Source organism: Marinibaculum pumilum (genome assembly GCF_042646425.1).
In the GTDB taxonomy this organism is placed as follows: Bacteria; Pseudomonadota; Alphaproteobacteria; order Ferrovibrionales; family Ferrovibrionaceae; genus Marinibaculum; species Marinibaculum pumilum.
Map to the genome: position 1 here is coordinate 60,051 of NZ_JBHRTR010000026.1, position 24,960 is coordinate 85,010.

Genomic DNA, 24,960 nt, shown 5'->3' on the forward strand with positions numbered 1-24,960 from the left:
CGATGATCTTCTTGCCGTCCTCGCCGGCCTTTTCCAGCCAGGCGGCCAGCATCTGGTCGCCGATCGCCTTCAGCTCCGTCTCGAACTCCGGCGAGATCACGCCGACCTCCATGCCGTTCCGGGACAGTTCGATCGGCTTCTGGATGTTGGAGGCCATGCTCATCATCCAGCCGCGGGTCTCCGCGATCGCCGCGGCCTCCTGCAGGTCGGCCTTCAGGTCGTCCGGCAGCTCCTGGTAGACCTTCTCGTTGATGAACACGACGTTCTTCGGCACCCAGGCCTGGGTGTCGTAGTAGTACTTCGTGTAGTCCCAGGCCTTGGTCGTCACGCCGGTCTGGGCGGAGGTGAACATCGTGTCGATGATGCCGGTGGAGAAGGCCTGCGGGATCTCCGGCGCCTGCACCGTGGTCGGGATCGTGCCCAGCGCCTCCGCCAGGCGGGAGGTCTGCTCGTTATAGGCCCGCATCTTCAGGCCCTTCAGGTCGGCCACCGAATTGACCGGCTTGGTGGTGTAGAAGGCCTGGCTGGGCCAGGGCACGGCGTAGAGCAGGCGCAGTCCCTGTTCCAGCAGCCGCTCCTGCATCACCGGCTTGGTCACCTGGTAGAGCTTCAGCGCATCCTGGTAGTTGGACGCCAGGAACGGGATCGCGTCCATCTCGAAGATCGGATCCTCGCGGCTGAGATTGGAGATGAACAGCTCCGCGATCGGCACCTGCTGCAGCTGCACCGCGCGCTTGATCTCCGGGTTTGCGATCAGCGAGTTGGCGCTGTGGACGGTGATGTCGATCTGGCCGTCCGTCAGGCGCTTGACGTCGTTTGCAAACATCCGGACATTCTGCGTCTGGAATTCGGCATCCGCGTAGGGCGTCGGCATGTCCCAGGAATAGTCCGCCGCAAGTGCAGCCTGTGTCAGGCCGATGGATGCAACCGCCCCGACAAGCGTTGCCTTGAGAAGAGAGTGTTTCGCGAACAACGTGAAGCCTCCTGTCGTCAATGAACTTCTGGACCGCGGCGCTTTTTGTCATCGACGGGGCGATGACAACTTCCCTATTGGCATTTGATTTGCCTTTGTCGTGTCGATCCCTACTCTAGCCGAGCGGCCGCTGTTTTCAAGGAGAATGCAGCTTCCTCCGTCGCTGCCGGGTCCGGCGGGACGGCGGTCGCAACGGTGCGGCAGCAACATCGGGAGCAGGTCATGCAACCCTGGGACGGGATCATCAGCGAGGAAGAAATCCGGGCCTATGAGGCGGCCGGCTTCGGCCGTCCGTCGGGCATGGGCAGCCGGCCGGCATTGCTGATCATCGACGTGCAGTACCGCACCGTCGGCACCAAGCGGGAGCCGTTCTGGGAGGCGATCAAGGAGTTCAAGACCGCCTGCGGCGAGGTCGGCTGGCGGGCCGTGGACCATATCGCGCCGCTGCTGGCGGTTTGCCGGGAAAAGGGCTTTCCGGTCCTTTATCCCTATGTCGCACCGAAGGAGGCGTTCGACAGCGGCCGGCTGGCGGAGAAGGTGCCGGCACTGATGAAGGTGGCCGCGAAGGGCTACGAATTCGTGCCCGAGATCGCGCCGCAGGAGAAGGACGTGCTGCTGCCGAAGAAGCACCCCTCCGCCTTCTTCGGCACGCCGCTGGTCAGCTACCTGATCGACCTCGGGGTCGACACCCTGATCGTCACGGGATGCACAACCAGCGGCTGCGTCCGCGGGTCGGTGGTCGATGCATTCGCATTCAACTTCAAGGTCGTCGTGCCGCAGGAATGCGTCTACGACCGCAGCGCCACCAGCCATGCCGTCAACCTGTTCGACATGGCCGCCAAATATGCCGATGTCGGCCCCGTCGCCGATGTCATCGAGAAGCTGAAGGCGTTGCCGCCGCGCGACTGAGGCGCCGCGCCAGACCCACCGCGACCACCACCATCCGGGGACGTCATGGAAAAGTTCGACACCAAGTTCGACCGCTACCCGTTTTCCGCCATTCCGACCCGGCCGGTCTATGACTGGCCGAACGGCACCCGCCTGGCAGTCTATTTCGCGCTGAACGTCGAGGCGTTCGAGTTCGGCCGCAACCCGGGCGCGGACTTCACCTCCATGCCGTCGGCCCCCTATCACCGCGGCTATGCCTATCGCGACTACGGCAACCGGGTCGGCATCTGGCGGATCCTGGACCTGTTCAACAACTTCAACGTTCCCCTGGCGATCCTAAACAATGCCTCGGTCTACGACGTCTGCCCGGAGATCCTGGTGCCGTTCCGCGAGCGCGGCGACGAGTTCGTCGGCCATGGCATGACCAATTCCGAACGCCAGGCGGAGATGGAGGAGGCGCAGGAGCGGAAGATGCTGGCCGCGGTGCGCGACCGCATGATCGCCGAAGAGGGCAAGCCGCCGACCGGCTGGCTGGGCCCCTTCATCTCGCAGAGCCCGAAGACGCCGGAGCTGCTGCTGGAGAACGGCTATACCTACATGATGGACTGGTTCTTCGACGAGCAGCCGCAATGGTTCCGCACCGACCGCGGGCCGATCATGGCGGTGCCCTATCCGTCGATGGAGATGAACGACATCCCGGCGATCATCAACCGCGGCGCCAGCGACGACGAGTTCACCAAGATCGTGCTGGACGGCTTCGACCAGCAGCTGGAGGATTCGGCGAAATACCCGCTGGTCTGCGCCGTCTCCCTGCACACCTTCCTGATGGGCCAGCCGCACCGCGCCCGCCAGCTGCGCCGCATCCTGGCGCACATGACCGCGCACCGGGACCGGGTCTGGTTCGCCACACCCGGCCAGATCGCCGACCATGTCGCCGGCCTGCCGGAGGGGGTGGTGGCGAAGCCGTAGGACCCGGGGCGCCGGCCGGCCCGGCGCCCGCTGCCGCAAGATGGAGAGAGCCATGCCCGGTACCCGCTTTGCCACCCGCCCGCTGTCGCCGGACCTGGGCTGCGAGATCACCGGGCTGGATGTCGGCGAAATCGGCGATCCCGCCATACTGGCGGAGGTGAAGGCGCTGCTCGGCCGGCACCATATGCTGGTCTTCAAGGACCAGAAGATGGACGCCGCGCGGATGATCGCCTTCACCGAGCATTTCGGCGAACTCGACACCCATATCCTGCGCCAGTTCACCCATCCGGATCATGCGACGGTCTCCATCATCTCGAACATGGAGGACCGCAAGCCCAACGTGAACGACGTGTCCCTGAACTGGCACACCGACCTGGCCTATCGGCCCAGGCCCTCGGCCTTCGTGACCCTGTACGCCGAGGTGGTGCCGGAAGAGGGCGCCGACACGCGCTTCGCCAGCATGCAGCGCGTCTATCGCGGGATGACGGCGGCGGAGCGCGACAGGCTGCGCGGGCGGCGGGCGACCTACAGCTTCGTCCACCTGCACAGCAAGCGGCCCGACCCCGACCCGCTGACCCCGGAGCAGCTGCGCGAATCGGCGGATGTCCACCACCCGATCCTGCGCCGTCACCCGGACACCGGCGAGGAGATCCTCTACATCAACCTGCCCGACTGCATCGGCATCAGCGGCATGGAGACGGAAGAGGCGCTGCGGACGGTGCGGGACCTGTACGACCGGATCACCGATCCCCGTCATACCCACGCCCACAAGTGGCAGGTCGGCGACCTTGTGATCTGGGACAATCGTACCCTGATGCATTCGGCGACCTGGTTCGACGCCGACAGGTACAGGCGCCGCATGCTCCGCACCGTGGTGCGCGGCGAGGTGCCGATGCCGTCCGTGGCGGAACCTGCAGCCGCATCCTAGGCGATCGCTCCGGAGGTCAGTCCGTCGTCAGCCTGCCGGGGTGGGGCGCGCATCGGCGACGAACAGGGCGGCCAGCCGGTTCTCGCTGTCGGTGCGGTGGAACAGCACTTCCTCGTAATTGTCGTTGATCTCGGCCACCGGCACCCGGCTGAAGCCGTCGCTGCGGCTGGTGCCGTAGCGCCAGATGAAGCCGATCCCGAGCCCGTTGGCCACCGCCTCGCAGACACCGTCGCGGGTCTCCAGCAGCATGGCGGGACGCACCTCCAGCCCGGCCTGCCGGAAGGCGCGGTCCACCACCCGCTGGGTCGACGAGCCCGGCGTGCGGAAGATCAGCCGCTCCGACGCCAGCTCGGCCAGGGCGACGGAGGCGGCCCCGGCCAGACGGTGACCGTTCGGAATCACGGCGACGACCTTCTGCACCAGGCAGGTCTTGCGCAGGAAGCGCCGGTCGTCCGGCACGTTGGGCAGCATGCCGACATCGACCCGGTTCTCCAGCACGGCGTCGATGATCGCGGCGGAATTGCCGAACTCCACCTGCACATGAACCTTCGGCATGCGGCGCTGGAAGGCGCCGATCAGGGCGATCCCCGGCATGGAATTGCCGAGGCCGATGCGCAGGGTGCCGGAATCGGCCATTGCCCGCCGGCGCAGGATCCGCAGTGCCTCGGCTTCGACCCGTTCCATCTCCGCCGCGACAGGTCCCAGTTCCAGAGCCAGGTCGGTAGGCACCATCGAGCGGCCGCGCCGTTCGAACAGGGTCACCCCGAAGGCGGTCTCCAATTCCTGTACCGCCTTGCTGACCGCCGGCTGCGACAGGCGCAGCCGCCGCGCGGCGGCGGAATAGCTGCCTTCCTCGGCAACCGCGCCGAAGGCGCGCAGGCGGGCGGATGTCAGGCCCATGGCGAACTCCCGGCGATCTCAAACCATCGCTCATGTACCCCATAACCATGACCTCTGGATGACATACCGGCGCAATGCCGGCCGCCTACCTTGCGGGCCTGCGACGCGGAACCGGAGGGGCGCGATGGCACAGATCGGCCTGAACGGCATCACCAAGAGCTTCGGCGACACAATCGTCCTGCAGGGGATCGACCTGCAGATCGCGGATGGCGAATTCCTGACCCTGGTCGGCCCGTCGGGTTGCGGCAAGTCCACCCTGCTGCGGATCATCGCGGGGCTGGAGGCGCAGTCCGGCGGCGACGTCACCATCGGCGACCGGCAGGTGAACCGGCTGCGGCCCAGCCGGCGCGACCTGGCCATGGTGTTCCAGTCCTATGCCCTTTATCCGCATCTGAGCGTGCAGCAGAACATGGAAACACCGCTGCGCCTGCGCGACCTGGGCTTCTGGGAGCGGGCGCCGCTGCTGGGCGCGCTGCTGCCGGGCCGGGGCGCGAAGTTGGACCGGCTGCGGGCGAATGTGCGGGAGGTCGCCCAGGTGCTGGAGATCGAGCATCTGCTGGCGCGCAAGCCCGGGCAGCTGTCGGGCGGGCAGCGGCAGCGGGTGGCGCTGGGCCGGGCGATGGTGCGCAAGCCGGTCGCCTTCCTGATGGACGAGCCGCTGTCGAACCTGGACGCCGCCCTGCGGGTGCATATGCGGGCGGAGCTGGCGCAGCTGCATCGCGCGCTGGGCACCACCTTCGTCTATGTCACCCACGACCAGGCCGAGGCGCTGACCATGTCCGACCGCATGGCGGTGATGATGGACGGGGTGATCCTGCAGCTCGGCGCACCGTCGGAGATCTACCGCGACCCGCAGCACCGCAAGGTGGCGGAGTTCGTCGGCAGCCCCCGGATCAACATCCTGGAGGCCGAGACCGACAGCGCCGGGCGGGTGGCCGCGCACGGGGTGCAGCTGCAGCGGCGCGCGGCGGGTTGCGGCGCCCGCGTCAGCCTGGGGATCCGGCCGGAGCATCTGTCGCTGGCCTGCGAGCGCGACAACGAGGGCTGGCCCTTCACGCCGACCCACAAGGAGAATCTGGGCGCCGACTTCTTCCTGCACGGCCATGTCAATGGCGGCAGCACCCGCCTGGTTGCCCGCGCCACGCCGGAACAGGCGATCGCCATCTCCCTGGGGCAGGAGGTGCGGGTGCGGCCCGACCCCGGCGCCGCGATGCTGTTCGGCGCCGACGACCGCCGCATCCGCTTCCTGGAGGCGTGAGGGATGGCGGTCGCCGACCTCGCCGAAGGGCAGCTTCCCGAACAGAGCCGGGGCCGTCGGCGCGACCGCGCGGTCCGCGGCATCGGCCTGGGCACGGCCGGCTACTGGTTCACCGCCCCGGCGATCATCCTGATGATCGTCATCCTGATCGCGCCGGTGGCGATCGCGGCTTTGCTGTCCTTCACCGACTACAGCCTGGGCAATGACGGTGCCGACTGGGTGGGGCTGGAGAACTATGGCGACCTGGTCGGGAAGTCGACCTACACCCGCATGATCTGGGCGACCGCGACCTATGTCCTGGTGGTGGTGCCGGCCTCCATCGCGCTGGGCCTGGGCGCCGCGCTGCTGATCAACTCGGTCGGCCGCTTCGGCGCGCTCTACAAGACGATCTACTTCCTGCCGGTGATGGCGGCGCTGCTGGCGATGGCGATCGTCTGGGAATTCTCGCTGCACCCCACCCTGGGGATCGTCAACGACAGCCTCGCCCGGCTCTGCGGCACGGGCATCGAAGATGTCTCCGGCTTCTTCGCGGAGGGCTGCGCCGACGGCTTCCCGCTCTGGTTCGGCGACAAGGGCTATGCGATCTGGACAATCTGCTTCATCGGCATCTGGCAGGCCTTCGGCTTCAACATGGTGCTCTACCTGGCCGGCCTCACCTCGGTCCCGCGCGACCTCTACCAGGCGGCGGAGATGGACGGCGCCGCCGGGGCCTGGGACCGCTTCCGCCTGGTGACCTGGCCGATGCTGGGGCCGACCACGGTGTTCGTGGTGACGATCACGACGATCCGCTCCTTCCAGGTCTTCGATACTGTGGAGGCGATCACCAATGGCGGCCCGGCGAAGAGCACCTACGTGATGATGTATGCGATCTACGAAAAGGCGATCCAGCACAACCTGATCGGCATGGGGGCGGCGATCACCGTCGTCTTCCTGGGCTTCGTGATGCTGCTGACCATTGCGCAGCGCCACCTGGTCGAGAAGCGGGTGCATTACGCATGAGCGCGGCCGGCCCGGTGCAGGGATCCGCGGCGCCCTTCAGCGAGGCGCTGAAGCATGCGGTGCTGATCCTGGGCGCCCTGATCGTGATCCTGCCGTTCTACGTGATGGTCACCTCGTCCTTCAAATCGTCGCACGAGATCGAGACCAGCTCCGGCGGCGTCTTCGGCAGCCAGGAACAGTTCGTCGACGAGTATTGCGTGAAGCTGGGCAACGAGCGGGACGAATGCCTGCGCACGCCGATCGTCTTCAACTACACCGAGGCGTTCAGGCAGGCGCCGCTGCTGCGCTACCTGCTGAACGGCGTGATCGTCACCGCCTCGATCTTCCTGATCCAGGTGGCGGTGGCCCTGCCCTGCGCCTATGCGCTCGCGAAGCTGCGCTTCTGGGGGCGGGAGATCGTCTTCGGCCTGGTGCTGTTCTGCCTGCTGATCCCGGTCCATGCCATCGCCCTGCCGCTCTACATCATGCTGGCCAAGGCCGGGCTGACCAATTCCTATGCCGCGCTGGTGATCCCCTGGACGATCTCCGTCTTCGGCATCTTCCTGATGCGGCAGTTCTTCAAGACCGTGCCCGACGACCTGATCGACGCCGCCCGCATGGACGGGATGAGCGAGTTCGGCATCGTCTGGAAGGTGATGCTGCCGACCGCGGTGCCGGCGCTCCTGGCCTTCGCCATCTTCTCCGTCGTGGCGCACTGGAACGACTATTTCTGGCCGCGGGTGGTGATCACCGGCAACCGCGACCTCTACACGCCGCCGCTGGGCCTGCGCGAATTCTCCGGCGGCGCGGACGGGTCGATGTGGGGGCCGATGATGGCCACCGCAACGATCATCGTGCTGCCGCTGATCGTTGCCTTCCTGCTCGCCCAGCGGCGCTTCATCGAGGGAATCACGCTCTCCGGCATGAAATGACGGAGGGCAGGAAGGCGGTCCCCACGAAGGTCGTGGAGACCGCCGGGTCGGCAGCGGTGCCCGGTCGGTTGTTGCCGCAAGCAGCCGGGCGCCGCCCCAACAACGGGAGTATGAAGATGAAACGTCTTGCCGCAATCGCCGTCGCGGCGGCCGCGCTGCATGCCGTGCCCGCCGGCGCGGTGGAGATCGAGGTCGGCTATCCCTACAGCCACCTGTTCGACGTCACCTACGAAAAGATCATGGAGAGCTTCAAGAAGGAGCATCCGGAGATCGAGGTGACCTTCCGCGCCACCTACGAGGATTACGAGGACGGCACCAACACCATCCTGCGCGAGGCCGTCTCCGGCAACCTGCCCGACATCACCATGCAGGGCCTGAACCGCCAGCAGGTGCTGGTGGAGAAGGGGATCGCCAAGTCGCTGGAGCCGTTCATCGCCAAGGAAGCCGATTTCGAAAAGGACGGCTATCACAAGGCGATGCTGGACCTCGGCACCTTCGGCGGCGAGGTGCATGGCCTGCCGTTCTCCGTCTCCCTGCCGGTCGGCTACTACAACATGGACCTGGTGAAGAAGGCCGGGACCACGGCGCTGCCGAAGACCTGGGACGAGGTCATCCAGCTCTGCCAGAAGATGAGCGCCAACGGCGTGAAGAACCCGATGTTCTGGGGCTGGAACATCACCGGCAACTGGTTCGTCCAGGCGCTGATGTGGAGCCAGGACAAGCCGATCGTCGAGGACGGCCGCTTCACCATCGACAGCGACGAGGGCCTGGTGTCGCTGGAGACCATGAAGAAGCTGTTCCGCGGCTGCGACATGCAGAACCTGTCCTGGAAGGAGGCGCTGGCCTCCTTCTCCGCCGGCGAGATCGGCATGATGTTCTGGTCGACCTCCGCGCTGGGCGCCGTCGAGCGCGCGAAGGGCGATTTCGAGCTGAAGACGGCGGAGTTCCCGGGCATCGGGCAGAAGCCGAAGGGCCTGCCGGCCGGCGGCAACGCCGCGCTGCTGGTCTCCACCTCCGACGATCCGGAGCGGCTGCAGGCGGCCTGGACCTTCCTGAAGTACATCACGTCGGGCCTGGGCGCCGCCGCGGTGGCGGAGACTACGGGCTACATGCCGCCGAACAAGGCCGCCAACGAGATCATCCTGGCGGACTTCTACAAGAAGAACCCGAACAAGGAGACCGCCGTGCGCCAGCTGCCGCTGCTGCGCGAATGGATCGCCTATCCGGGCGACAATGGCCTGGCGGTGACCCAGGTGATCTATGACGGCATCGAGAGCGTCGTGGTCGGCGACCAGGACGACATGAAGGCCCTGCAGGAAGAGCTGCAGGAGGAGGTCACCGACCTCCTGCCGGCGCCAGCCAAGGGCTCCTGACACCAGTCGCAGACGGGCGGGGCCGGCCCGGCCGGCCCCGCCCTCATTATCTCCGGATCCCCTCATGGACCTTCGTTCCCGTCGCGCCATCCTGTGCGACCTCGACGGCTGCCTGATCGCCGGCGACCGGCTGCTGCCCGGCGCGGCCGCCTTCCTCGCCGCCCATGGCGACAGGCTCTGGATCGTCTCCAACAATTCCACCGACACGCCGGCGACCCTCAGCACGCGCCTGGCCGGCATGGGCCTGGCGGTCGATGCGGGCCGCATCCTGCTGGCCGGCACCTGCGCGCTGGACTGGATCGCCGCCCGCTGGCCCGGTGCCGCGGTGGAGATCCACGGCAGCGACGCGATCCGGGCCCATGCCGCCGGCCTCGGCCTGCGCCTCGACGCCGCGACCCGCTCCGGCACCGGCATCGTCCTGCTGACCCGCGACACCGGCCTGACCTATGCCAGCCTCTCGCGCCTCGTCGCCCGGCTGGTCTCCGGCACCCGCCTGGTCGTCGCCAATCCCGATTTCAGCCATCCCGGCCCCGACGGCGCGCCGGTGCCGGAGACCGGCGCCCTGCTGCAGGCGGTGCTGAGCTGCCGCCCCGGCCTGGCGCACGACACCATCGGCAAGCCGGAGCCGATCCTGCTGCAGGCCGCCCTGGTCCGTGCGGGTGCTGCCGCGGCGGAGGCGGTGCTGATCGGCGACAATCCCGCCACCGACGGCGAGGGCGCGCGCCGCCTCGGCATCCCCTTCATCCGGGTCGACAGCGCGGCCGGCCTCGCGCCGCTGCTGGAGCGGCGGCTGGCAGGGTAGGGCGGCCGACAGCCAGGCGGCCGCCTCTCAGCCGCCGGCGCTGCCGCCCAGTCCCAGATAGCTCTCGATGATGCGGCCGTCGGCGGCGATCTCGGCCGCCGGGCCGCTCATGGTGATCTCGCCCAGTTCCATCACATGGCCGGTATCGGCGACCTCCAGCGCGGCACGGGCATTCTGCTCGACCAGCAGGATCGCCACGCCGTCCGCGCGCAGCGCGGTGATGATGCGGAAGATCTCGCGCACGATCAGGGGGGCGAGGCCGAGGCTCGGCTCGTCGAGCATCAGCACCCGCGGCCGCGACATCAGCGCCCGCCCCATCGCCAGCATCTGCCGCTCGCCGCCGGAGAGGGTGCCGGCGGCCTGGCGGCGGCGCTCCTTCAGGCGGGGGAAGCGGGCATAGACCGCCTCCAGACTCTCCTCCAGATCGGACCGGCCGCGCCGGAACGCCCCGAGCCGGAGATTGTCTTCCACCGCCATGGCAGAGAACAGGTCGCGGGTCTCCGACACCAGGCTGAGCCCGGCGGCGACCCGTTCTTCTGCCGGGACCCGGCGCAGGTCGCGGCCGTCCAGCCGCACGGTGCCGGCGGCGGGCAGCAGGCCCATGGCGGCGTTCAGCAGGGTGGACTTGCCGGCGCCGTTGGCGCCGATGACCGCCGCGATCGTGCCCGGCGCGACCTGCAGGGATACGCCGTGCACCGCCTCCACCTTGTCGTAGGCGACGCTCAACGCCTCGATCGCGAGGCCGGTGGCGGAAGCGCTTGCCGTCACAGCACGCCCCCCAGATAGGCTTCCTGAACGGCGGGGTCGGCCTGCACCTGGCGCGGCGGGCCCTCGGCGATCTTCACGCCGAAGTCGAGCACCACCAGCCGGTCGGTGACCCCCATGACGAACTCCATGTCATGCTCGACCAGCAGCACGCTCATGCCGTCGGCCTGCAGGCGGCGCAGCAGGTCCGCCAGGTCCTGCTTCTCCATCCGCCGCAGGCCGGCCGCCGGCTCGTCGAGCAGCACCAGGGCGGGGTCCAGCGCCAGGGCGCGGGCGATCTCCACGATGCGCATCTGGCCCAGGGCAAGGCTGCCGGCCGGCTGGTGCATCTGCGCCGCCAGGCCGACCCGCTCCACCTGCCTTGCGGCTTCCGCGAAGATCGAGCGTTCCTCCGCCCGGTCGAGGCGCAGGATGCCCTGCACCGCGCCGGCGGAGCCGCGCAGATGGGCGCCCAGGGCGACGTTCTCCAGCACGCTCATGTCGGGCACCAGCTTCACATGCTGGAAGCTGCGGGCGACACCCAGCGCGGCGATGGCCTCCGGCCCCCGCCCGCCGATCGTCCGGCCGGCGAAGGCGACGCCGCCGGCGGTCAGCGGCTGCACGCCGGTGATCAGGTCGAAGCTGGTGCTCTTGCCGGCGCCGTTCGGGCCGATCAGGCCCAGGATCTCGCCGCCCTGCAGGGAGAAGCTCAGATTGTCGACCGCGACCAGGCCGCCGAACTCCTTCCGCGCCTCCTGCACCTCAAGCAGCGGCTCCCCGGCGGCCGGCATCGCCCGGCGCGGCAGCTCCGGTGCCGATTGGATCTCGCGCGGCGGCGGCGGTTTCAGGAAGCGGGCGACGAAGGGCCAGAGCCCGTCGCGGGCGACCTGCAGCACCAGGACCAGGGCCACGCCGAAGACGATGGTCTCGTAATTGCCCTGCTGGCCCAGCAGCGCCGGCAGCAGGTCCTGCAGCTGGTCCTTCAGCAGGATCACCAGCGCGGCGCCGACGATTGCGCCATAGACATGGCCGGCGCCGCCGACGACCGCCATCAGCAGATATTCGATGCCGGCATTGATGCCGAAGGTGGAGGGGGTCACGGCGCGCTGGTAATGGGCGTAGAGCCAGCCCGACAGGCCGGCCAGCAGCGCCGCATAGACGAAGATCAGCAGCTTCGCCCGGGCCGGCCGGACGCCGAAGGATTCCGCCGCGACGGCGCCGCGGCGCAGGGCGCGAATGGCGCGGCCGGTGCGGGAATCCAGCAGGTGCAGGGTGGCGATGACGGCGAGGAACAGCGCCACCCAGACCACCAGGTAGTAGGAGCGGCCGGTCAGCAGCGGCTCGCCCGCCAGCTCCAACGGCGGCACGCCGGAAATGCCGTCATAGGCGCCCAGCCACTGGATGTTGCCGAACAGGTAGTAGAAGGCGATGCCCCAGGCGATGGTGCCCAGCGGCAGGAAATGGCCGGACAGCCGGACCGTGACGGCGCCGATCGCCAAAGCGGCGAGGCCAGTGGTCAGAAGTGACAGCGGCAGGGTCAGCCAGGGCGACAGGCCGTACTGGGTGGTCAGGACGGCGGTGGTATAGGCGCCGAAGCCGACGAACGCCGCCTGGCCGAAGGAGGTGATGCCGCCGACCCCGGTCAGCAGCACCAGGCCCAGCGCCACCAGGCTGGCCATGCCGATGAAGATCAGCAGGGTGATCCAGAACTCCGGCACCGCCTCGACGAAGGGCACGGCCAGGGAGACGAGGGCGAAGAGAATGGCGAGATGGCGCACCGACATCGGCCTCACTCCTCGTCTTCGTAGTGGGTGCTGCGCAGGGACCGCCACAGCAGGATCGGCAGGATCACGGTGAAGACGATCACCTCCTTGAAGGAGCTGGCCCAGAACGAGGAGAAGGCCTCCACCAGCCCGACCACCAGCGCCGCGGCGACGGTCAGCGGATAGCTGACCAGCCCGCCGATGATCGCGGCGACGAAGCCCTTCAGGCCGATCAGGAAGCCGCTGTCGAAATAGATCGTCGTCAGCGGCGCGATCAGAACGCCGGACAGCGCGCCGATCAGCGCCGCCATGCCGAAGGCGAGGCGGCCGGCCATGCCGGGCGAGATGCCCACCAGCAGCGCGCCGCGCCGGTTCAGCGCGGCGGCGCGCAGCGCCTTGCCCAGCAGGGTGCGGCCGAAGAACAGGTAGAGCCCGAACAGCAGCAGCAGGGTCAGCGCGATGACGATCATGCTCTGGGCGGAGACCGGCACCCCGCCCAGGTCCAGGGCGTAGCGCGACAGCGGCGGGATGCGATAGCCCTCCGGCCCGAAGAAGGCGAGCCCCAGGCCCAGCAGCGCCAGATGCACGCCGACCGCGGCGATCAGCAGCACCAGCACCGAGGCATTGGCGAGCGGCTGGAAGGCCAGCCGGTAAATATAGGGGCCGAGCGGCACCACCAGCGCCAGGGTCAGGCCTGCATTGGCGATCAGGCCCAGCTGAAGCGGCGCGGCGAGATAGGCGATGCCGGCCAGCGCCAGCGGCAGCGCCACGTCGCCGCCGAGGATCGCGGCCAGGCGGCGCCAGTGCAGGTCGCTGCGGCTGCGCCAGAGCTCCGCCACGGCGGCGGCGGCGCCGATGGCGACCAGCAGCCAGACGATGCCCGGCACCCGGCCGGCCTGCAGCGCGGCGAGGGTGAGGGCGGCATAGGCGACATATTCGCCCTGCGGCACGAAGATCACCCTGGTGACCGCGAACACCAGAACCAGTGCCACGGCCAGCAGCGCATAGATCGCGCCGTTGATGATGCCGTCCTGCAGCAGGAACAGCACGATCGTCGAGTTCACGTCAGGGCCCTGCCGTCGTTGTGGTGGCGGGTGGCGATGCTGGTGGTGTCGGTGAGCGGGATTGGGCGGGGGCCGGCGCCGTGCCGGCCCCCGCCGTCCGCACTCACTGCCCGGAGAGCAGCTTCCAGTTGCCGTCCTCGACGACGACCAGCACGCGGCTGCGGGAATCGTGGCCGAAATGGTCCTCCGCTGTCATGTCGAAGACGCCGTGCACGCCGACCACCTCGTCCAGGCCCTCCAGCGCGTCGCGCATCGCCTTGCGGAATTCCGGCGTGCCCGGCTGCGCGCCGCTTTCCAGCGCCACCGGCGCGGCGGCCGCGACCAGCTGGCCGGCGTCGAACATGTGACCGCCGAAGGAGGAGAGGGAGCCTTCGCCGTACTTCTCCTCGTAGCGCTTCGCATAGTCCATCGCCAGGGACTTGGAATCATGGCTGTCGGGCAGCTGCGCCGCCACGACGACCGGGCCGACGGGCAGGATCGTACCCTCCGCGGCCGGGCCGGCGACCCGGATGAAGTCGCGGCTGGCGGAGCCGTGGGTGTGGTAGATCGCGCCGCCATAGCCGCGCTCCTTCAGCGCCAGGTTCGGCATTGCCGCCGGGGTGCCGGAGGCGACGACCAGGACCGCGTCGGGATTGGCGGAGACCAACTGCAGCACCTGGCCGGTGACGCTGGTATCGGTGCGGGCGAAGCGCTCTACCGGCGCCATCTCGATGCCCGACCCCTCCAGCTGCTTCGTCATGACCTTCAGCCAGTCCTCGCCATAGGCGTCGGCATAGCCGATGAAGCCCAGGGTCTTCACCCCGTTCGCCTTCATGTGCGCGACCAGCGCGTCGGCCATCTGGCTGACATGCTGCGGCGCGCGGAAGTTCCACGCATTCACGTCCGCCGGCGGGTTGATCGGTGCGAGCGCGATGACCGGGGTGCCGGTCTCCATGCCGACGGTCGCGGTGGCCAGCGAGGTCGGCGTGGTCGAGGAACCGATGATGATGTCGGCCTTGGCCTCCTCCACGCATTTGCGGGCGTTGCGGGTGGCCAGGGCGGCATCGGTGGCGTCGTCGAAGACAGTGGTGTTGACCTTCTGCCCGCCGATTTCGGCCGGCAGGAAGTCGACGCTGTTGCGCTCCGGCACGCCCAGCGAGGCGGCCGGGCCGGTCGCGGAGACGGTAATGCAGACATTGATATCGGCGAGGGCGGGCATCGCTGGCGCCGCGATCACGGCGCCAAGCGCAGCCGTGCCCACGATCGCCGCCCGCGCCATGGCGCTCCGCCCTCCGGCGGACCGCCGTCCTGCGGTCGGGTTGGCCCCGTTCGTGACCTTCATTCCTCTTCCTCCCATCGCACCCTGCGGGGATGCGTTGCTTGCTGTCGCCGGGCCGCGCAGGCCGGCCCGGCCGGTGCCTGCTAGCCCGCCTGCGGGGAATCCTCTTTCAGCAGCATGTCGATGACACGATCGAGATACCGATCGGTATGGACCCGGTCGCCGATCGTGTCCTTCAGAACCGAGTCCCCCATCATTAGCGCATAAGCGGCATAGCCGCGCAGGCGCGCCTCTCCGGCATCGAAGCCGGCCTTCGCGAACTGCCCCTCGAAGAAGGCCAGCCGGGTCTCGTCGACCTCCAGCAGCGCCGCGCGCGCCTCCGGTTCGCTGCGTGCCCATTCGCGGATGCCGCGCTCGGTCGCGGTCTGCCGGCCGGGCCGCTTCTTGCGGATCAGCGCCAGGGTGTTGCGCAGCAGGGTGTCAATGGTGGGGGAGGCCTGCGAGAGGCGGGAGATGACGTCCAGGGTCATGCGGCGGCGCCAGTCGCCCAGCAGCGCCGCCAGCAGGTCCTGCCGCGATCCGAAATGCCAGTAGAAGCTGCCCTTGGTGACGCCGAGGCGGGCGCACAGGGTGGCGATGCGCAGGCTGCGCACCGGCTCCGTCTCCAGCACTTCCGCCGCGCAGGCGATCCAGTCGTCAGCCGTGAGGCTGCCCTCGCCGGCGCCGCGCTGCCGCTGCGCCCGGCCGCCGCCGGGACGGTCCGGGGCGGCCGCCTGGCGCGCATCGTCGGCCGCGCTCATCGGCGCGCGCCGTCCCGCCGGCGCACCTCGCCGCCATGCCGTGGGCTATGCCTGTACCCGGGCAATCCCTTCCTCCCATGTGCAGGCCGGTCGGCACCGCCCGGTGCCGCCGCCCGCTTGATTGATGGCGGATGTTAGGGGGAAGCCGGGATCAATTTCAATACCGTTCGGTATGGTGGCGGGGCTGACGGCCGCTCGTCGGCACGATCGGGCCCGGCGGGGACAATGCGCTCGATTTCCGTCGATCCGGCCATCCGTGGCGGCATGGCGCTCAAGCCGCTATTCCGGTGGAACGGGTGGTCTGGCAGCCGCTTCACCCCGCCCGCTCGTAGACCAGCACCGCCGCCACCGCCTCCTCCAGGCCGATCACGCCGCCGCCATTCTCCTGCAGGGCGATGGCGGCGTCCGGGACCTGGCGGCCGCCGGCCTCGCCGCGCAGCTGGATGGCGAGTTCGTGCGCCATCGACAGGCCGGTGGCGGCGATCGGATGGCCCTTGGAGACCAGGCCGCCGGAGGTGTTGACCGGCAGGCTGCCGCCGATGGCGGTCTCGCCCGCGCCGACGAAGTCGCCGCCCTCGCCCGGTCCGCAGAAGCCCATCATCTCGCACTGGTAGAGCTCGCAGAACGCGGTGGCGTCATGCACCTCCGCCAGGTCGATGTCGCGCGGGGTCCGGCCCGCCCTGGCATAGGCGATCTCCGCCGCGTGCCGGGTCAGGCTGGGCTCCTCGGGCTCGCGATACTTGCCGCCGGACAGGCCCAGCCCGGCGATGCGGATGGCACGCGCCCGCACCGCGGTCGGCTGCGCCCGCAGGTAGCGTTCCGAGCAGAGCAGGGCGGCGCCGGCGCCGTCGCCGATCGGGGCGCACATCGCGCGGGTCAGCGGGGCGGAAACCATGCGGTCGGCCAGCACCTCGTCCGTGGTCATCGCAAAGCGGTACTGGGCCCGCGGGTTCTTTGCGCCGTTGCAATGGTTCTTCGCCGCAGCCGCGGCGATCTGTTCCGCGGTGCTGCCGTGCCGCTTCATGTGCAGCAGGGCCTGCATGGCATAGGTGTCCATGTTGATCGTGCGGCCGGGGGCGGGCGCGAAGGGCTGGCCGATGGCGGCGCCGGTCGCGGCATAATGGTCCTGCCATTCCTGCGGGTCGAAGGCGTCGTTGGCGTCGAAATGTGGCAGGATGCGGCCCGGGTCGGCCGGGTCGTAGAGCTTCTCCACGCCGACCGCCAGGGTCAGGTCGGCATCGCCAGCCCGGATCTCCTTGGCCGCGCCGGCGATGGCGAGCGACCCGGTGGCGCAGCCGCCTTCCACGTTGACGATCGGCGCGCGATCAGGGAACAGCCCGTCGCGCACCAGCGGGATGAAGCAGATATTGCCGCGCAGGGCGGCCTGCCCCCAATAGTGCATCAGCACGCTGCCGAACCAGGCGCCGGCGATGTCGCGGCCGCTCTCCAGCCCGGCATCGGCAAGCGCGCCCAGATAGGCCTCGCGGGTCAGCTCCTTGAAGCTCTTCTCCGGCCAGCGGCGCACCGGCGTGGTGTGAATCCCCAGGATGTAGACGGCGTTCGTCATGCGCTGCTCCCCCGCTGCGGTCAGGCGATGGACCGGTCCTGCCCGCGCCAGAAATGCGCGCGCACCTCGCTCTTCCAGATCTTGCCGTTGGTGCTGCGCGGCAGTTCGGGCCAGAACTCCACGCTCTTCGGCGTGTGCACGCCGCCCAGCCGCTGCCGGACCAGCGACTGGAGTTCCGGCTCGCTAGCCGTCTCGCCGGCCTTCAACTCGACCACGGCCTTGATCGCCTCGCCCCATTTGGCGTCCGGCACGCCGATCACCGCGCATTCGCGGACCGCCGGATGCGCCAGGATCGCGGCCTCGACCTCGACGCTGAAGACGTTGAAGCCGCCGGTGACGATCATGTCCTTCTTGCGGTCGACGATGTAGAGGAAGCCCTCTTCGTCCTTGAAGCCGACATCGCCGGTGTGATGCCAGCCATGGGCGGAAACCTCGGCGGTGGCCTGCGGATTGCGGTAGTAGCCGGGGAAGACGAGGCTGCCGCGGGCTACGATCTCGCCCTTCCGCCCCGGCGGCAGGATGGCGCCCGCCTCGTCCATCACCTCCACCCGCACGCCGAGGGTGGCGCGGCCGCAGCTGCCGAAGCGGTCGACCGGTGCCTCCGGGTCGGCCTGGCGCAGGTCGCGGTTGGACAGGAAGGTCAGGAACATCGGTGCTTCCGCCTGTCCGAAGGACTGGCAGACCGCGTCGCCGAACACCTCCACAGCGCGGCGCAGCTTGTCCGGCGCGATCGGCGAGGCGGCGATCACCAGATGCTCCAGCGAGCCGAAGTCGAAGCGGCCGACATCCGGATGCTCGGTGATCATGTTCACCATGGTCGGCGGCAGGTAGAGATGGGTGATGCGGTGCCGCTCGATCGCGGTCATCACCCCCATCGGATCGGGCTTGCGCAGGATCACGAAGGCCGGCGCCCCGGCCATCATCATCAGCGCCACCACCCCGGCGCCATGGGTCATCGGCCCGGCCACCAGGAAGGCGATCCGCCCGCGCGGCGGCATGCAGGCCCAGGCCGCGGCGATCATGCTCTCCCACATCCGGTTGGTGATCATCGCCGCCTTCGGCAGGCCGGTCGTGCCGCCGGTCGGCGCGATCATCACCAGGGCGTCGGGATCGTCCGGCGGCTCCGCCGGTTCCGCATCGGACAGCGCGATCAGCGCATCCAGCGACAGGTGGCCGGGCATGGCCGAGCCGTCCAGGCAGACGGCATGGCGGATTCCCGGTGCCGTGGCCAGCACCGCCGCCACCTCGTCCGCCAGCGAAACGTCGTAGAACAGGCAGCAGCAATCGGCCGCCGCCAGGAAGGCGCCGTTCACCTGCGCCGGATTGCGGACGTTCGCGGGCACCCAGATCGCGCCGGAGCGCACGATCGCCAGCACGGCGACGAAGGCCGTCGCGCCGTTCGGCGACAGCACCGCAACCTTCGGCGCCTCGGGGAGGTCGAGCGCCTGCAGTCCCGCCGCGATGCGGGCGGAGCGGCGGTCGACCTCGCCATAGCTGACCGTGCCGCCTTCGTCGACGAAGGCGGGCCGGTCGCGGCCGAAGTCGAGGGCACGCCGGAAATAGTCGAGCAGTCGCATCGAGCGCCCGGTCCGCTTGTCCATTCTGTCGCTCCTCCCCCTCGCCGGCGCCTGCCTGTCCCGCGCCGTGGCGGAGTCCTTCGCATCGGGGGCGGCCGGCGTCAAGTCAATTTTTGCCGGAACGTTCGCTCTAATTATCGCCGCTGAAGGGCCCGTCCGAGGGCGCCGGGTGGGCCGGTCAGTCCTGTGCCGGGCCGGTCAGTCCTGCGCCGGGGCGGGGCGGTCCGCGGCGGCGGCCATGCCAAGGATGCCGCCGACCTGGAAGCGCAGCAGTCGGTCGTGCATCGCCCTGTAGTCGCTGCCCTTCGCCAGCCCGCCGGACAGCCGCTGCAGCCGGGCGCCGCCGGAATAGGCGGCGGCCATCAGCCCGTTGGCGAAGAGATGCGACAGATAGGCCTGACGCATGGGCAGGCCCGGAATGGCGTCGGCCGTCTCCGTCACCAGGGCATGGGCGATGTCGTCGGCCACCACCCGCAGGGTCTGCAGCCAATAGTCGCCGTGCGAGGTGATCGCCGTTGCCATCGCCCGGATATGGTTGCGCCAGCCGCGTCCGCCGCGCTGCAGCCGGCGGGCGCCGCTGCCCAGGTGGGATTCCACCACCGTGGCAAGCCGGGCGCGGCCGGGCGGCATCGACCGGGCCTCCTCCAGCAGCTGCCAGCGCTCCTCGTTGAAGGCGGGGTGGCGGCGCAGGCACATGGCCAGGAAGACGCCGTCCTTGGTCTTGAAATGGTAGTGGCACAGGCCGGAGGAGATGCCGGCGCCCCGCGCGATGGTGCGCATCGAGACGCCGTGGAAACCATGCGCCGCGAACAGCCGCTCCGCTGCGTCGAGGATGCGGTCGCGGGTGCCGGCGGCAGGCAGTTTCGGGATCGGCGGGCCGTCGCGGCGCCCGCTCTCGATCGCTTCCGCCACCCCGCGCATCGCCGCTGGCAGATAGGCGCAGAGGTCATCCCGCAGGGCGCCCGGGTCGTCGTCGGACACCTCACCGTCGGAAAGCTGCTTCAGCCAGCCGGTGCCGGACGTCGCGGCCGCCAGCACGCCCATGGCGAAGGTCAGGCACCAGGCCGCATCGGCCGGGTCGAGGCGCGGCTCCGCCTCCCGGATCGCGTCGAGGAAGTCCGGCGCCTCGGCCTCCAGCAGCGGCCCCAGGCGCGCATCCCAGCGGGTGGAAGCGATCAGCTGCGCGGCGATCCGGGCATGGTCGCGCCAGGCGGCATCCTCCGTCATGAAGGTCAGCAGCGGCGCGGCAAAGGCCGCCGTCACCGCCTCCAGCGACAGCGGACCGGCCGCCCGCGCCGCCTGCAGCCGCCGCCGGCGCTCGGTCGCCAGCAGCGGCGCATGGCGTTCGACGACGGCGCGCAGCAGCCCCTCGATCCCGCCGAAAATGTCGCTGACCGCGGCCAGCCGCACCCCGGCGGCGGTGGTGATGTCGCGCACCGACGGCCCGTCGAAGCCGTACTGCGCCACCAGCGGACCGGCGGCATCCAGCAGCCGCTGCCGGGTATCGTCCGGCCCGGCGGCTGCCTCTCCGTTCTGCTGTCCCTCCTGCTGCCCGCCCTGGGGGGATGACCGGCGGCGTCCCATTCTCACCTGCGTCGCACCGATCGGGCGGCCCGGTGCGCCGATCATGGTGGCGATAGACGCTCCGGAGGGACCGGTCAATCCGCGGCACGCGGCCGCGCAGGCGGTCGCTGTCGGTGGCAAGGCCGTGGACGGCGGTTGCAACGGCCCCGGTCTGCGGCGGGCATTCCCACACCCGCAGCGGGTCGGATCTGACATGGTGGTTCGCTTCCGGCCACCGGGCTCACAGATTCTCCTGTCAGGGGCATGACCCGCATGTTCCCCTGCAGGTGTCGGCGGGCGGCACCAAGGCTGTTGGTACCGGCGCGACCGCCCTGCTATGGAACGGACCGACAGTCACGGATGACGGCAAGGGGACGGCATGTCCAAGGAGGGATCGGCGGCGCCCGCTGCAGCCGCCCGCGTGCGAGGGGCGCAACGCGAAGCCACGCGCCTGCGCCTGCTCGACGCGGCCGTCGCGGCGCTGATCGAAGTCGGCGTGGCACGGACCACGACCCTGGAGGTGCAGCGGCGGGCGGGGGTCAGCCGCGGCGCATTGCTGCACCATTTCCCGACCCATGCCGAGCTTCTCTCCGCCACGGTTGCGCGCCTTGTGGAGATGAACGAGCGCGCCATCCGCGAAGAGGCCGCGGCGGCGGCGCATATTGCCGATCCGCTGAGCCGCGGCATCCGGACCCTGGTCTCCGCCTTCGCCCATCCGTCGCTGGTGGCGGAGCTGGAACTGTGGGCGGTTGCGCGCACGGACGAAGGTCTTCGTACTGCGCTCCGTCGGGCGGAAAAGCCGGCGCGGGCGGAAAGCGACCGGGTCATGGCCGAGCTTTTCGCGCCGCTGGGCGACAGGCCGGGACTCGGGCGGGTGGTGGCGCTCAGCGTGGAGTTCGCCCGGGGGCTGGCGATCACCTCGATCCTGCGACGTGACGACCGGCTGCGCGACCAGATGGTCGAAAGCTGGATCGAGGCCGCGCGGGAGATGCTGGACAACCGCCCGGCGGATTGACCCGCCGGGCCCGGTAGCCTGCCGCGCGAAGGCCCGGGTCAGCCGCCGGCGGTCTTGCGCGCGTCCATCTCGTCGACCAGGCGGCGCGCCTCGTCGCGCTCGGGGATGGGGCGTCCGCTGTCGCGCCATTCGACGGCGGCCTTGAAACCTTCTGCCTGCGCATAGCGCCGGAACCAGAGGCCTTCCGGATTGTGGCGGGTGATGCCGTCGAACACCGTCGCCATCATCTGGCTCTGTTCCAGCCCCATGGTCAGCATCACCTGGTTGACCACCAGCTTGTGCATGGCGAGGTGGCTTCTGGGCACGCCCGCGATCCGCCGTGCCAGCCGCATGGTCTCCGCCTCCAGTTCCGCCACCGGCACGGCCAGGTTCGCCAGGCCCCATTCCGCCGCCTGGGCGCCGGAAATCACGTCGCCGGTGAACATCATCTGCTTCGCCCGGACCGGCCCCAGCCGATAGGTCCACATCGCCGTGGTCGGGCAGCCCCAGACCCGGGTGGGCATGTAGCCGATGCGCGCATCCTCGGCCATGACCAGCAGGTCGCAGCACAGTGCGATGTCGCTGCCGCCCGCCACCGCCGCGCCGTGCACCTTGGCGATCGTCGGCTTCGAGCAGCGCCACAGCGCCATGAAGTCTTCCGTGTTCCGCTTCATGGTGGCGTAGTCGACCATCGGGTCCCAGGGATGGCTTTCCTGCTGGCAGGGATGTTCGAAGTCCTGCTCAGCGTACCAGGCCAGGTCGTAGCCGCCGCAGAAGCCCTTGCCCGCGCCCTCGACGACGATGGCATGGACCTCCTCGTCGGCCTCGGCCCATTCGACGGCGGCCCGGATCTCGCGCGGGGTCTCGTCGTTGATCGCGTTCAGGCGCGCGGGGCGGTTCAGCAGCAGGCGCGCAATGCGCGGCTCCTGCGCATCCCTGTCGATGCGCAAGGTAGTGAACTCGGGCATGGGGTCGCTTCAGCTCCAACCTGGGGCCGCCCGGAGAGGCGGCCGGCGGCGACCGTCATTTCACAGTCAATTCTGACTGTCAATCTGCCGCGCCACCAGGTCGTCCGCTACCGCATCGCCTTCTCGATCCGGTCCAGGGTCTGCATCGCCGGCAGGCATTGCGCGACGGAACCGTTCGGTTCGCGGCCATCGACGATGGCGGCGAGGAATTCGCGGTCAATCAGCTCCACGCCGTTTGTCGAGACGGCGACCCCGGAGAGGTCGATCTGCTGCTCTTTGCCGTCGAACAGGTCGTCGTAGCGGGCGATGTAGGTGCCGTTGTCGCAGATGTAGCGGAAATACGTCCCCAGCGGCCCGTCATTGTTGAAGGAGAGTGACAGGGTGCAGACCGCACCCGACGGCGCCTTCAGGCCGATCGCCATGTCCATGGCGATGCCCAGTTCCGGATGCATCGGGCCCTGCAGGCCGAAGGCCTCGCTGGCGGTCTCCCCCACCTGGTACTGGAACAGGTCGACGGTGTGGCAGGCATGATGCCACAGCAGGTGGTCGGTCCAGGTGCGGGGTTCGCCCAGGGCGTTCAGGTTGGAGCGGCGGAAGAAGAAGGTCTGCACGTCCATCTGCAGCACCTTCAGCTCGCCCGCCATGATCCGGTTGTGCACCCACTGGTGGCTGGGGTTGAAGCGGCGTACATGGCCGGCCATGGCGACCAGGCCGGTCTCCTTCTGGGTGCGGACCAGCGCCTCTGAATCCGCCAGGGTGTCGGCCATCGGGATCTCGACCAGGACATGCTTGCCGGCGCGCAGGCACTGCATCGCCTGCGCGGCATGGACCGGGGTCGGGGTGGCGAGGATCACCGCCTCGACCTCCGGCCGGGCCAGCGCCTCGCCCAGGTCCTTCGTCGCGTGCGCGATGCCGCGCTCGGCGGCGAAGCCGGCGATGTCGTCGGGTGCCCCGCCGACGACGGAGACCACCTCCGCCTCCGGGATATTGCCCAGGGCGTCCAGATGCTTGCGCCCGAAGGCGCCGGCCGCGCCTGCCACGCAGAGTTTCATGATTGCTCCTCCCGCTCGTCCGTGCCGCCGCGGCCACGCATCGGCCTCATCCCGGGCCTGACCCGGGATCCATTCCGCAAGCCGTGCAGGGCCGCAGGACCAGCGGAATGGGTTCCCGCCTCAAGGGCGGGAACGACGGGCAGGCATTGCTCGACATCTGCTCCCTAGCATCGGCCCTGTCGTGAGCCAAATTGATTATCAATCCGGCCTATTCGGTTTCTGAATAGTGGCCGGTGCCGCTCAGCTGCCGGCCTGCCTGCCTCAGGCCGTCGAGGAACAGCCCCTGCGCGGCGGTCGGGCGCCAGTCGCGGCGCATCGTCACGCCGATCGGCCGGGCGCTGCCGGGCAGCGGGAAGGGCAGGGGCGCCAGCTGGCCCGTCGCCACCTCGTGGCGGATCTGGTGGGTGGAGATCAGGGTCAGCCGGTCGCTGCCGGCGAGCAGCGCGCGGACCAGGACCAGGGAACTTGTTTCCACGCAGCAGGGCGGCGCAGTGCGCCCGGCGAACAGCCGCTCGAAGCTGTCGCGGGTCGGCGTGCCGGCGCGGGGCAGCACCCAGGGATGGGCGGTCAGGTCGTCCAGCCCGATCCGTTTCCGGCCGCCGAGCGGGTGGCCGGCACGGCCCACCACGGCCAGCGGGTCGCTGAACAGGGGCTCCTGCACGATATCGTCGATCGGCAGCGGGTCGCGCAGGGCGCCGACCAGCAGGTCGATGCCGCCATGCCGCAGGTCGTGCAGCAGGTCCGCATAGGGCCCGTCGACGACGGCGACCTGCACCTCCGGCCGCCGTGCCAGCAGGGCCTCGATCGCGGCAGGCAGCAGGTGGCTCCGCGGCAGCGGCAGGGCGCCGACCGTGGTCCGGCCGCGATCGAGGCCGGCCAGGTCGTCCAGTTCGGCGAAGCCCTGCTCCAGTTCCGCGAAGGCGAGCCGCGCGGCCTGGGCCAAGGCCGCGGCAGAGCCGGTGAGCGCGATGCCGCTGGAAGTGCGGACATAGAGGCTCAGGCCGCTCAGCCGCTCCAGGTCGCGCGCGGCGCGGTGCAGGCTGGGCTGCGCGACCCCCAGGGTGCGGGCAGCCAGGCTGAAATTCTCCGCTGCCGAGACCGCGACTAGGGCACGCAGCTGCGCCATGCTGGCAAGTGCCTCGAAATCGGCGAAACCGCCGGCCCTGCTGCCCGAGCCCTGCCGCCGTGCGGCCAGGCGCTGCGCCTCCCGCGCGCCGTTGCGCAGCAGGGCCAGCGCCCGCTCCACGCGGGCGAGGAACAGCGCACCGGCCTGCGTCGGCGCCATGCCGTCGCTGCGACGGTCGAACAGGCGGGTGCCCAGCTGGTCCTCCAGGCGCGCGATCGCCTGGGTGATGGCGGGCTGCGACAGGTGCACCACCGGCGCGGCGCGGCTGACGCTGCGGCAATGGGCCACCTCGCGGAAAACCCGCAGGTGGCGGAGATTCAGTCGAGCGACCTGCATGACTGTCGTCGCGCCCATTTGCATCACAAGGTTATAGCAAATTCTTATGGGGAAGCGGCCATTATCGAATGGCCGGGCGGCGGTTGCGGGCGGATAGTTGGCCGATCCAAGAAGCGCCGGAGGACCAATCCGGGCGACATCACCGGG

At 69.6% G+C, this 24,960-nt stretch carries 22 protein-coding genes; 9 read left to right on the forward strand and 13 right to left on the reverse strand.

Annotated features, from left to right (window positions below):
* Positions 1 to 826: TRAP transporter substrate-binding protein (locus ACFOGJ_RS11915; protein ID WP_379900575.1), on the reverse strand; the 826-nt coding region annotated here is incomplete at its 3' end.
* A gap of 369 nt (positions 827 to 1,195) precedes the next feature.
* On the opposite strand from ACFOGJ_RS11915, the gene ACFOGJ_RS11920 reads away from it, so the two are divergent.
* From ACFOGJ_RS11920 to ACFOGJ_RS11930, 3 genes are read left to right on the forward strand one after another with little or no spacing between them, the layout of a single operon-like run.
* The gene (locus tag ACFOGJ_RS11920; RefSeq protein WP_379900577.1) at positions 1,196 to 1,882 is read left to right on the forward strand and encodes an isochorismatase family protein; all 687 of its coding nucleotides are present in this window, start codon (positions 1,196 to 1,198) and stop codon (positions 1,880 to 1,882) included.
* A gap of 45 nt (positions 1,883 to 1,927) precedes the next feature.
* A complete protein-coding gene (locus tag ACFOGJ_RS11925) occupies positions 1,928 to 2,830 on the forward strand; it encodes a polysaccharide deacetylase family protein (RefSeq protein ID WP_379900579.1) in 903 nt (300 codons plus the stop codon).
* Between the two features lie 52 nt (positions 2,831 to 2,882).
* The gene (locus ACFOGJ_RS11930) at positions 2,883 to 3,758 is read left to right on the forward strand and encodes a TauD/TfdA dioxygenase family protein (protein ID WP_379900581.1); all 876 of its coding nucleotides are present in this window, start codon (positions 2,883 to 2,885) and stop codon (positions 3,756 to 3,758) included.
* A gap of 27 nt (positions 3,759 to 3,785) precedes the next feature.
* Here the strand turns inward: ACFOGJ_RS11930 and ACFOGJ_RS11935 are convergent, their stop codons facing one another.
* Positions 3,786 to 4,658: a LysR family transcriptional regulator gene (locus ACFOGJ_RS11935; RefSeq protein WP_379900583.1), complete on the reverse strand. Its 873-nt coding sequence runs from the start codon at positions 4,656 to 4,658 to the stop codon at positions 3,786 to 3,788.
* Between the two features lie 124 nt (positions 4,659 to 4,782).
* On the opposite strand from ACFOGJ_RS11935, the gene ACFOGJ_RS11940 reads away from it, so the two are divergent.
* The 5 genes from ACFOGJ_RS11940 (at position 4,783) to ACFOGJ_RS11960 (ending at position 10,001) form a co-directional block, all read left to right on the forward strand.
* Positions 4,783 to 5,916, forward strand: a complete 1,134-nt coding sequence (locus ACFOGJ_RS11940) for an ABC transporter ATP-binding protein (protein WP_379900585.1) — start codon at positions 4,783 to 4,785, stop codon at positions 5,914 to 5,916.
* A gap of 3 nt (positions 5,917 to 5,919) precedes the next feature.
* The gene (locus ACFOGJ_RS11945) at positions 5,920 to 6,915 is read left to right on the forward strand and encodes a carbohydrate ABC transporter permease (RefSeq protein ID WP_379900587.1); all 996 of its coding nucleotides are present in this window, start codon (positions 5,920 to 5,922) and stop codon (positions 6,913 to 6,915) included.
* Complete coding sequence (locus ACFOGJ_RS11950; protein ID WP_379900589.1) at positions 6,912 to 7,826, forward strand: carbohydrate ABC transporter permease; 915 nt, start codon at positions 6,912 to 6,914, stop codon at positions 7,824 to 7,826. The genes ACFOGJ_RS11945 and ACFOGJ_RS11950 overlap by 4 nt, the downstream gene beginning before the upstream one ends.
* A gap of 116 nt (positions 7,827 to 7,942) precedes the next feature.
* A complete protein-coding gene (locus ACFOGJ_RS11955; RefSeq protein WP_379900591.1) occupies positions 7,943 to 9,199 on the forward strand; it encodes an ABC transporter substrate-binding protein in 1,257 nt (418 codons plus the stop codon).
* Between the two features lie 64 nt (positions 9,200 to 9,263).
* The gene (locus ACFOGJ_RS11960; RefSeq protein WP_379900593.1) at positions 9,264 to 10,001 is read left to right on the forward strand and encodes an HAD-IIA family hydrolase; all 738 of its coding nucleotides are present in this window, start codon (positions 9,264 to 9,266) and stop codon (positions 9,999 to 10,001) included.
* 27 nt (positions 10,002 to 10,028) lie between these two features.
* On the opposite strand, the gene ACFOGJ_RS11965 is transcribed toward ACFOGJ_RS11960, so the two are convergent.
* The 8 genes from ACFOGJ_RS11965 to ACFOGJ_RS12000 form a co-directional block, all read right to left on the reverse strand.
* A complete protein-coding gene (locus ACFOGJ_RS11965) occupies positions 10,029 to 10,769 on the reverse strand; it encodes an ABC transporter ATP-binding protein (protein ID WP_379900595.1) in 741 nt (246 codons plus the stop codon).
* Positions 10,766 to 12,529, reverse strand: a complete 1,764-nt coding sequence (locus ACFOGJ_RS11970; protein ID WP_379900597.1) for a branched-chain amino acid ABC transporter ATP-binding protein/permease — start codon at positions 12,527 to 12,529, stop codon at positions 10,766 to 10,768. The genes ACFOGJ_RS11965 and ACFOGJ_RS11970 overlap by 4 nt, the downstream gene beginning before the upstream one ends.
* 5 nt (positions 12,530 to 12,534) lie before the next feature.
* Complete coding sequence (locus tag ACFOGJ_RS11975) at positions 12,535 to 13,572, reverse strand: branched-chain amino acid ABC transporter permease (protein WP_379900600.1); 1,038 nt, start codon at positions 13,570 to 13,572, stop codon at positions 12,535 to 12,537.
* 103 nt (positions 13,573 to 13,675) lie between these two features.
* Complete coding sequence (locus ACFOGJ_RS11980) at positions 13,676 to 14,893, reverse strand: ABC transporter substrate-binding protein (protein WP_379900602.1); 1,218 nt, start codon at positions 14,891 to 14,893, stop codon at positions 13,676 to 13,678.
* Positions 14,894 to 14,973: 80 nt separating this feature from the next.
* The gene (locus ACFOGJ_RS11985; protein ID WP_379900604.1) at positions 14,974 to 15,630 is read right to left on the reverse strand and encodes a TetR/AcrR family transcriptional regulator; all 657 of its coding nucleotides are present in this window, start codon (positions 15,628 to 15,630) and stop codon (positions 14,974 to 14,976) included.
* Positions 15,631 to 15,943: 313 nt separating this feature from the next.
* Positions 15,944 to 17,197 (reverse strand): thiolase family protein, encoded by a 1,254-nt coding sequence (locus tag ACFOGJ_RS11990; RefSeq protein ID WP_379900606.1) that lies wholly within the window; start codon positions 17,195 to 17,197, stop codon positions 15,944 to 15,946.
* Between the two features lie 20 nt (positions 17,198 to 17,217).
* On the reverse strand, positions 17,218 to 18,798 hold the full coding sequence (locus ACFOGJ_RS11995) for a class I adenylate-forming enzyme family protein (protein ID WP_379900608.1): 1,581 nt from the start codon (positions 18,796 to 18,798) through the stop codon (positions 17,218 to 17,220).
* Positions 18,799 to 18,972: 174 nt separating this feature from the next.
* A complete protein-coding gene (locus ACFOGJ_RS12000) occupies positions 18,973 to 20,358 on the reverse strand; it encodes a TetR family transcriptional regulator (RefSeq protein ID WP_379900610.1) in 1,386 nt (461 codons plus the stop codon).
* Between the two features lie 358 nt (positions 20,359 to 20,716).
* On the opposite strand from ACFOGJ_RS12000, the gene ACFOGJ_RS12005 reads away from it, so the two are divergent.
* Positions 20,717 to 21,352 (forward strand): TetR/AcrR family transcriptional regulator, encoded by a 636-nt coding sequence (locus ACFOGJ_RS12005; RefSeq protein WP_379900613.1) that lies wholly within the window; start codon positions 20,717 to 20,719, stop codon positions 21,350 to 21,352.
* 38 nt (positions 21,353 to 21,390) lie between these two features.
* Here ACFOGJ_RS12005 and ACFOGJ_RS12010 read toward each other — a convergent pair whose 3' ends face one another.
* The 3 genes from ACFOGJ_RS12010 to ACFOGJ_RS12020 form a co-directional block, all read right to left on the reverse strand.
* Positions 21,391 to 22,299 carry a crotonase/enoyl-CoA hydratase family protein gene (locus tag ACFOGJ_RS12010; RefSeq protein WP_379900615.1) on the reverse strand — a complete coding sequence of 303 codons (909 nt, stop codon included), beginning with the start codon at positions 22,297 to 22,299 and terminating at the stop codon, positions 21,391 to 21,393.
* Between the two features lie 107 nt (positions 22,300 to 22,406).
* On the reverse strand, positions 22,407 to 23,351 hold the full coding sequence (locus ACFOGJ_RS12015; RefSeq protein WP_379900618.1) for a Gfo/Idh/MocA family oxidoreductase: 945 nt from the start codon (positions 23,349 to 23,351) through the stop codon (positions 22,407 to 22,409).
* A 208-nt stretch (positions 23,352 to 23,559) separates the two neighbouring features.
* On the reverse strand, positions 23,560 to 24,813 hold the full coding sequence (locus ACFOGJ_RS12020) for a LysR family transcriptional regulator (RefSeq protein ID WP_379900620.1): 1,254 nt from the start codon (positions 24,811 to 24,813) through the stop codon (positions 23,560 to 23,562).
* Positions 24,814 to 24,960: the final 147 nt, after the last annotated feature.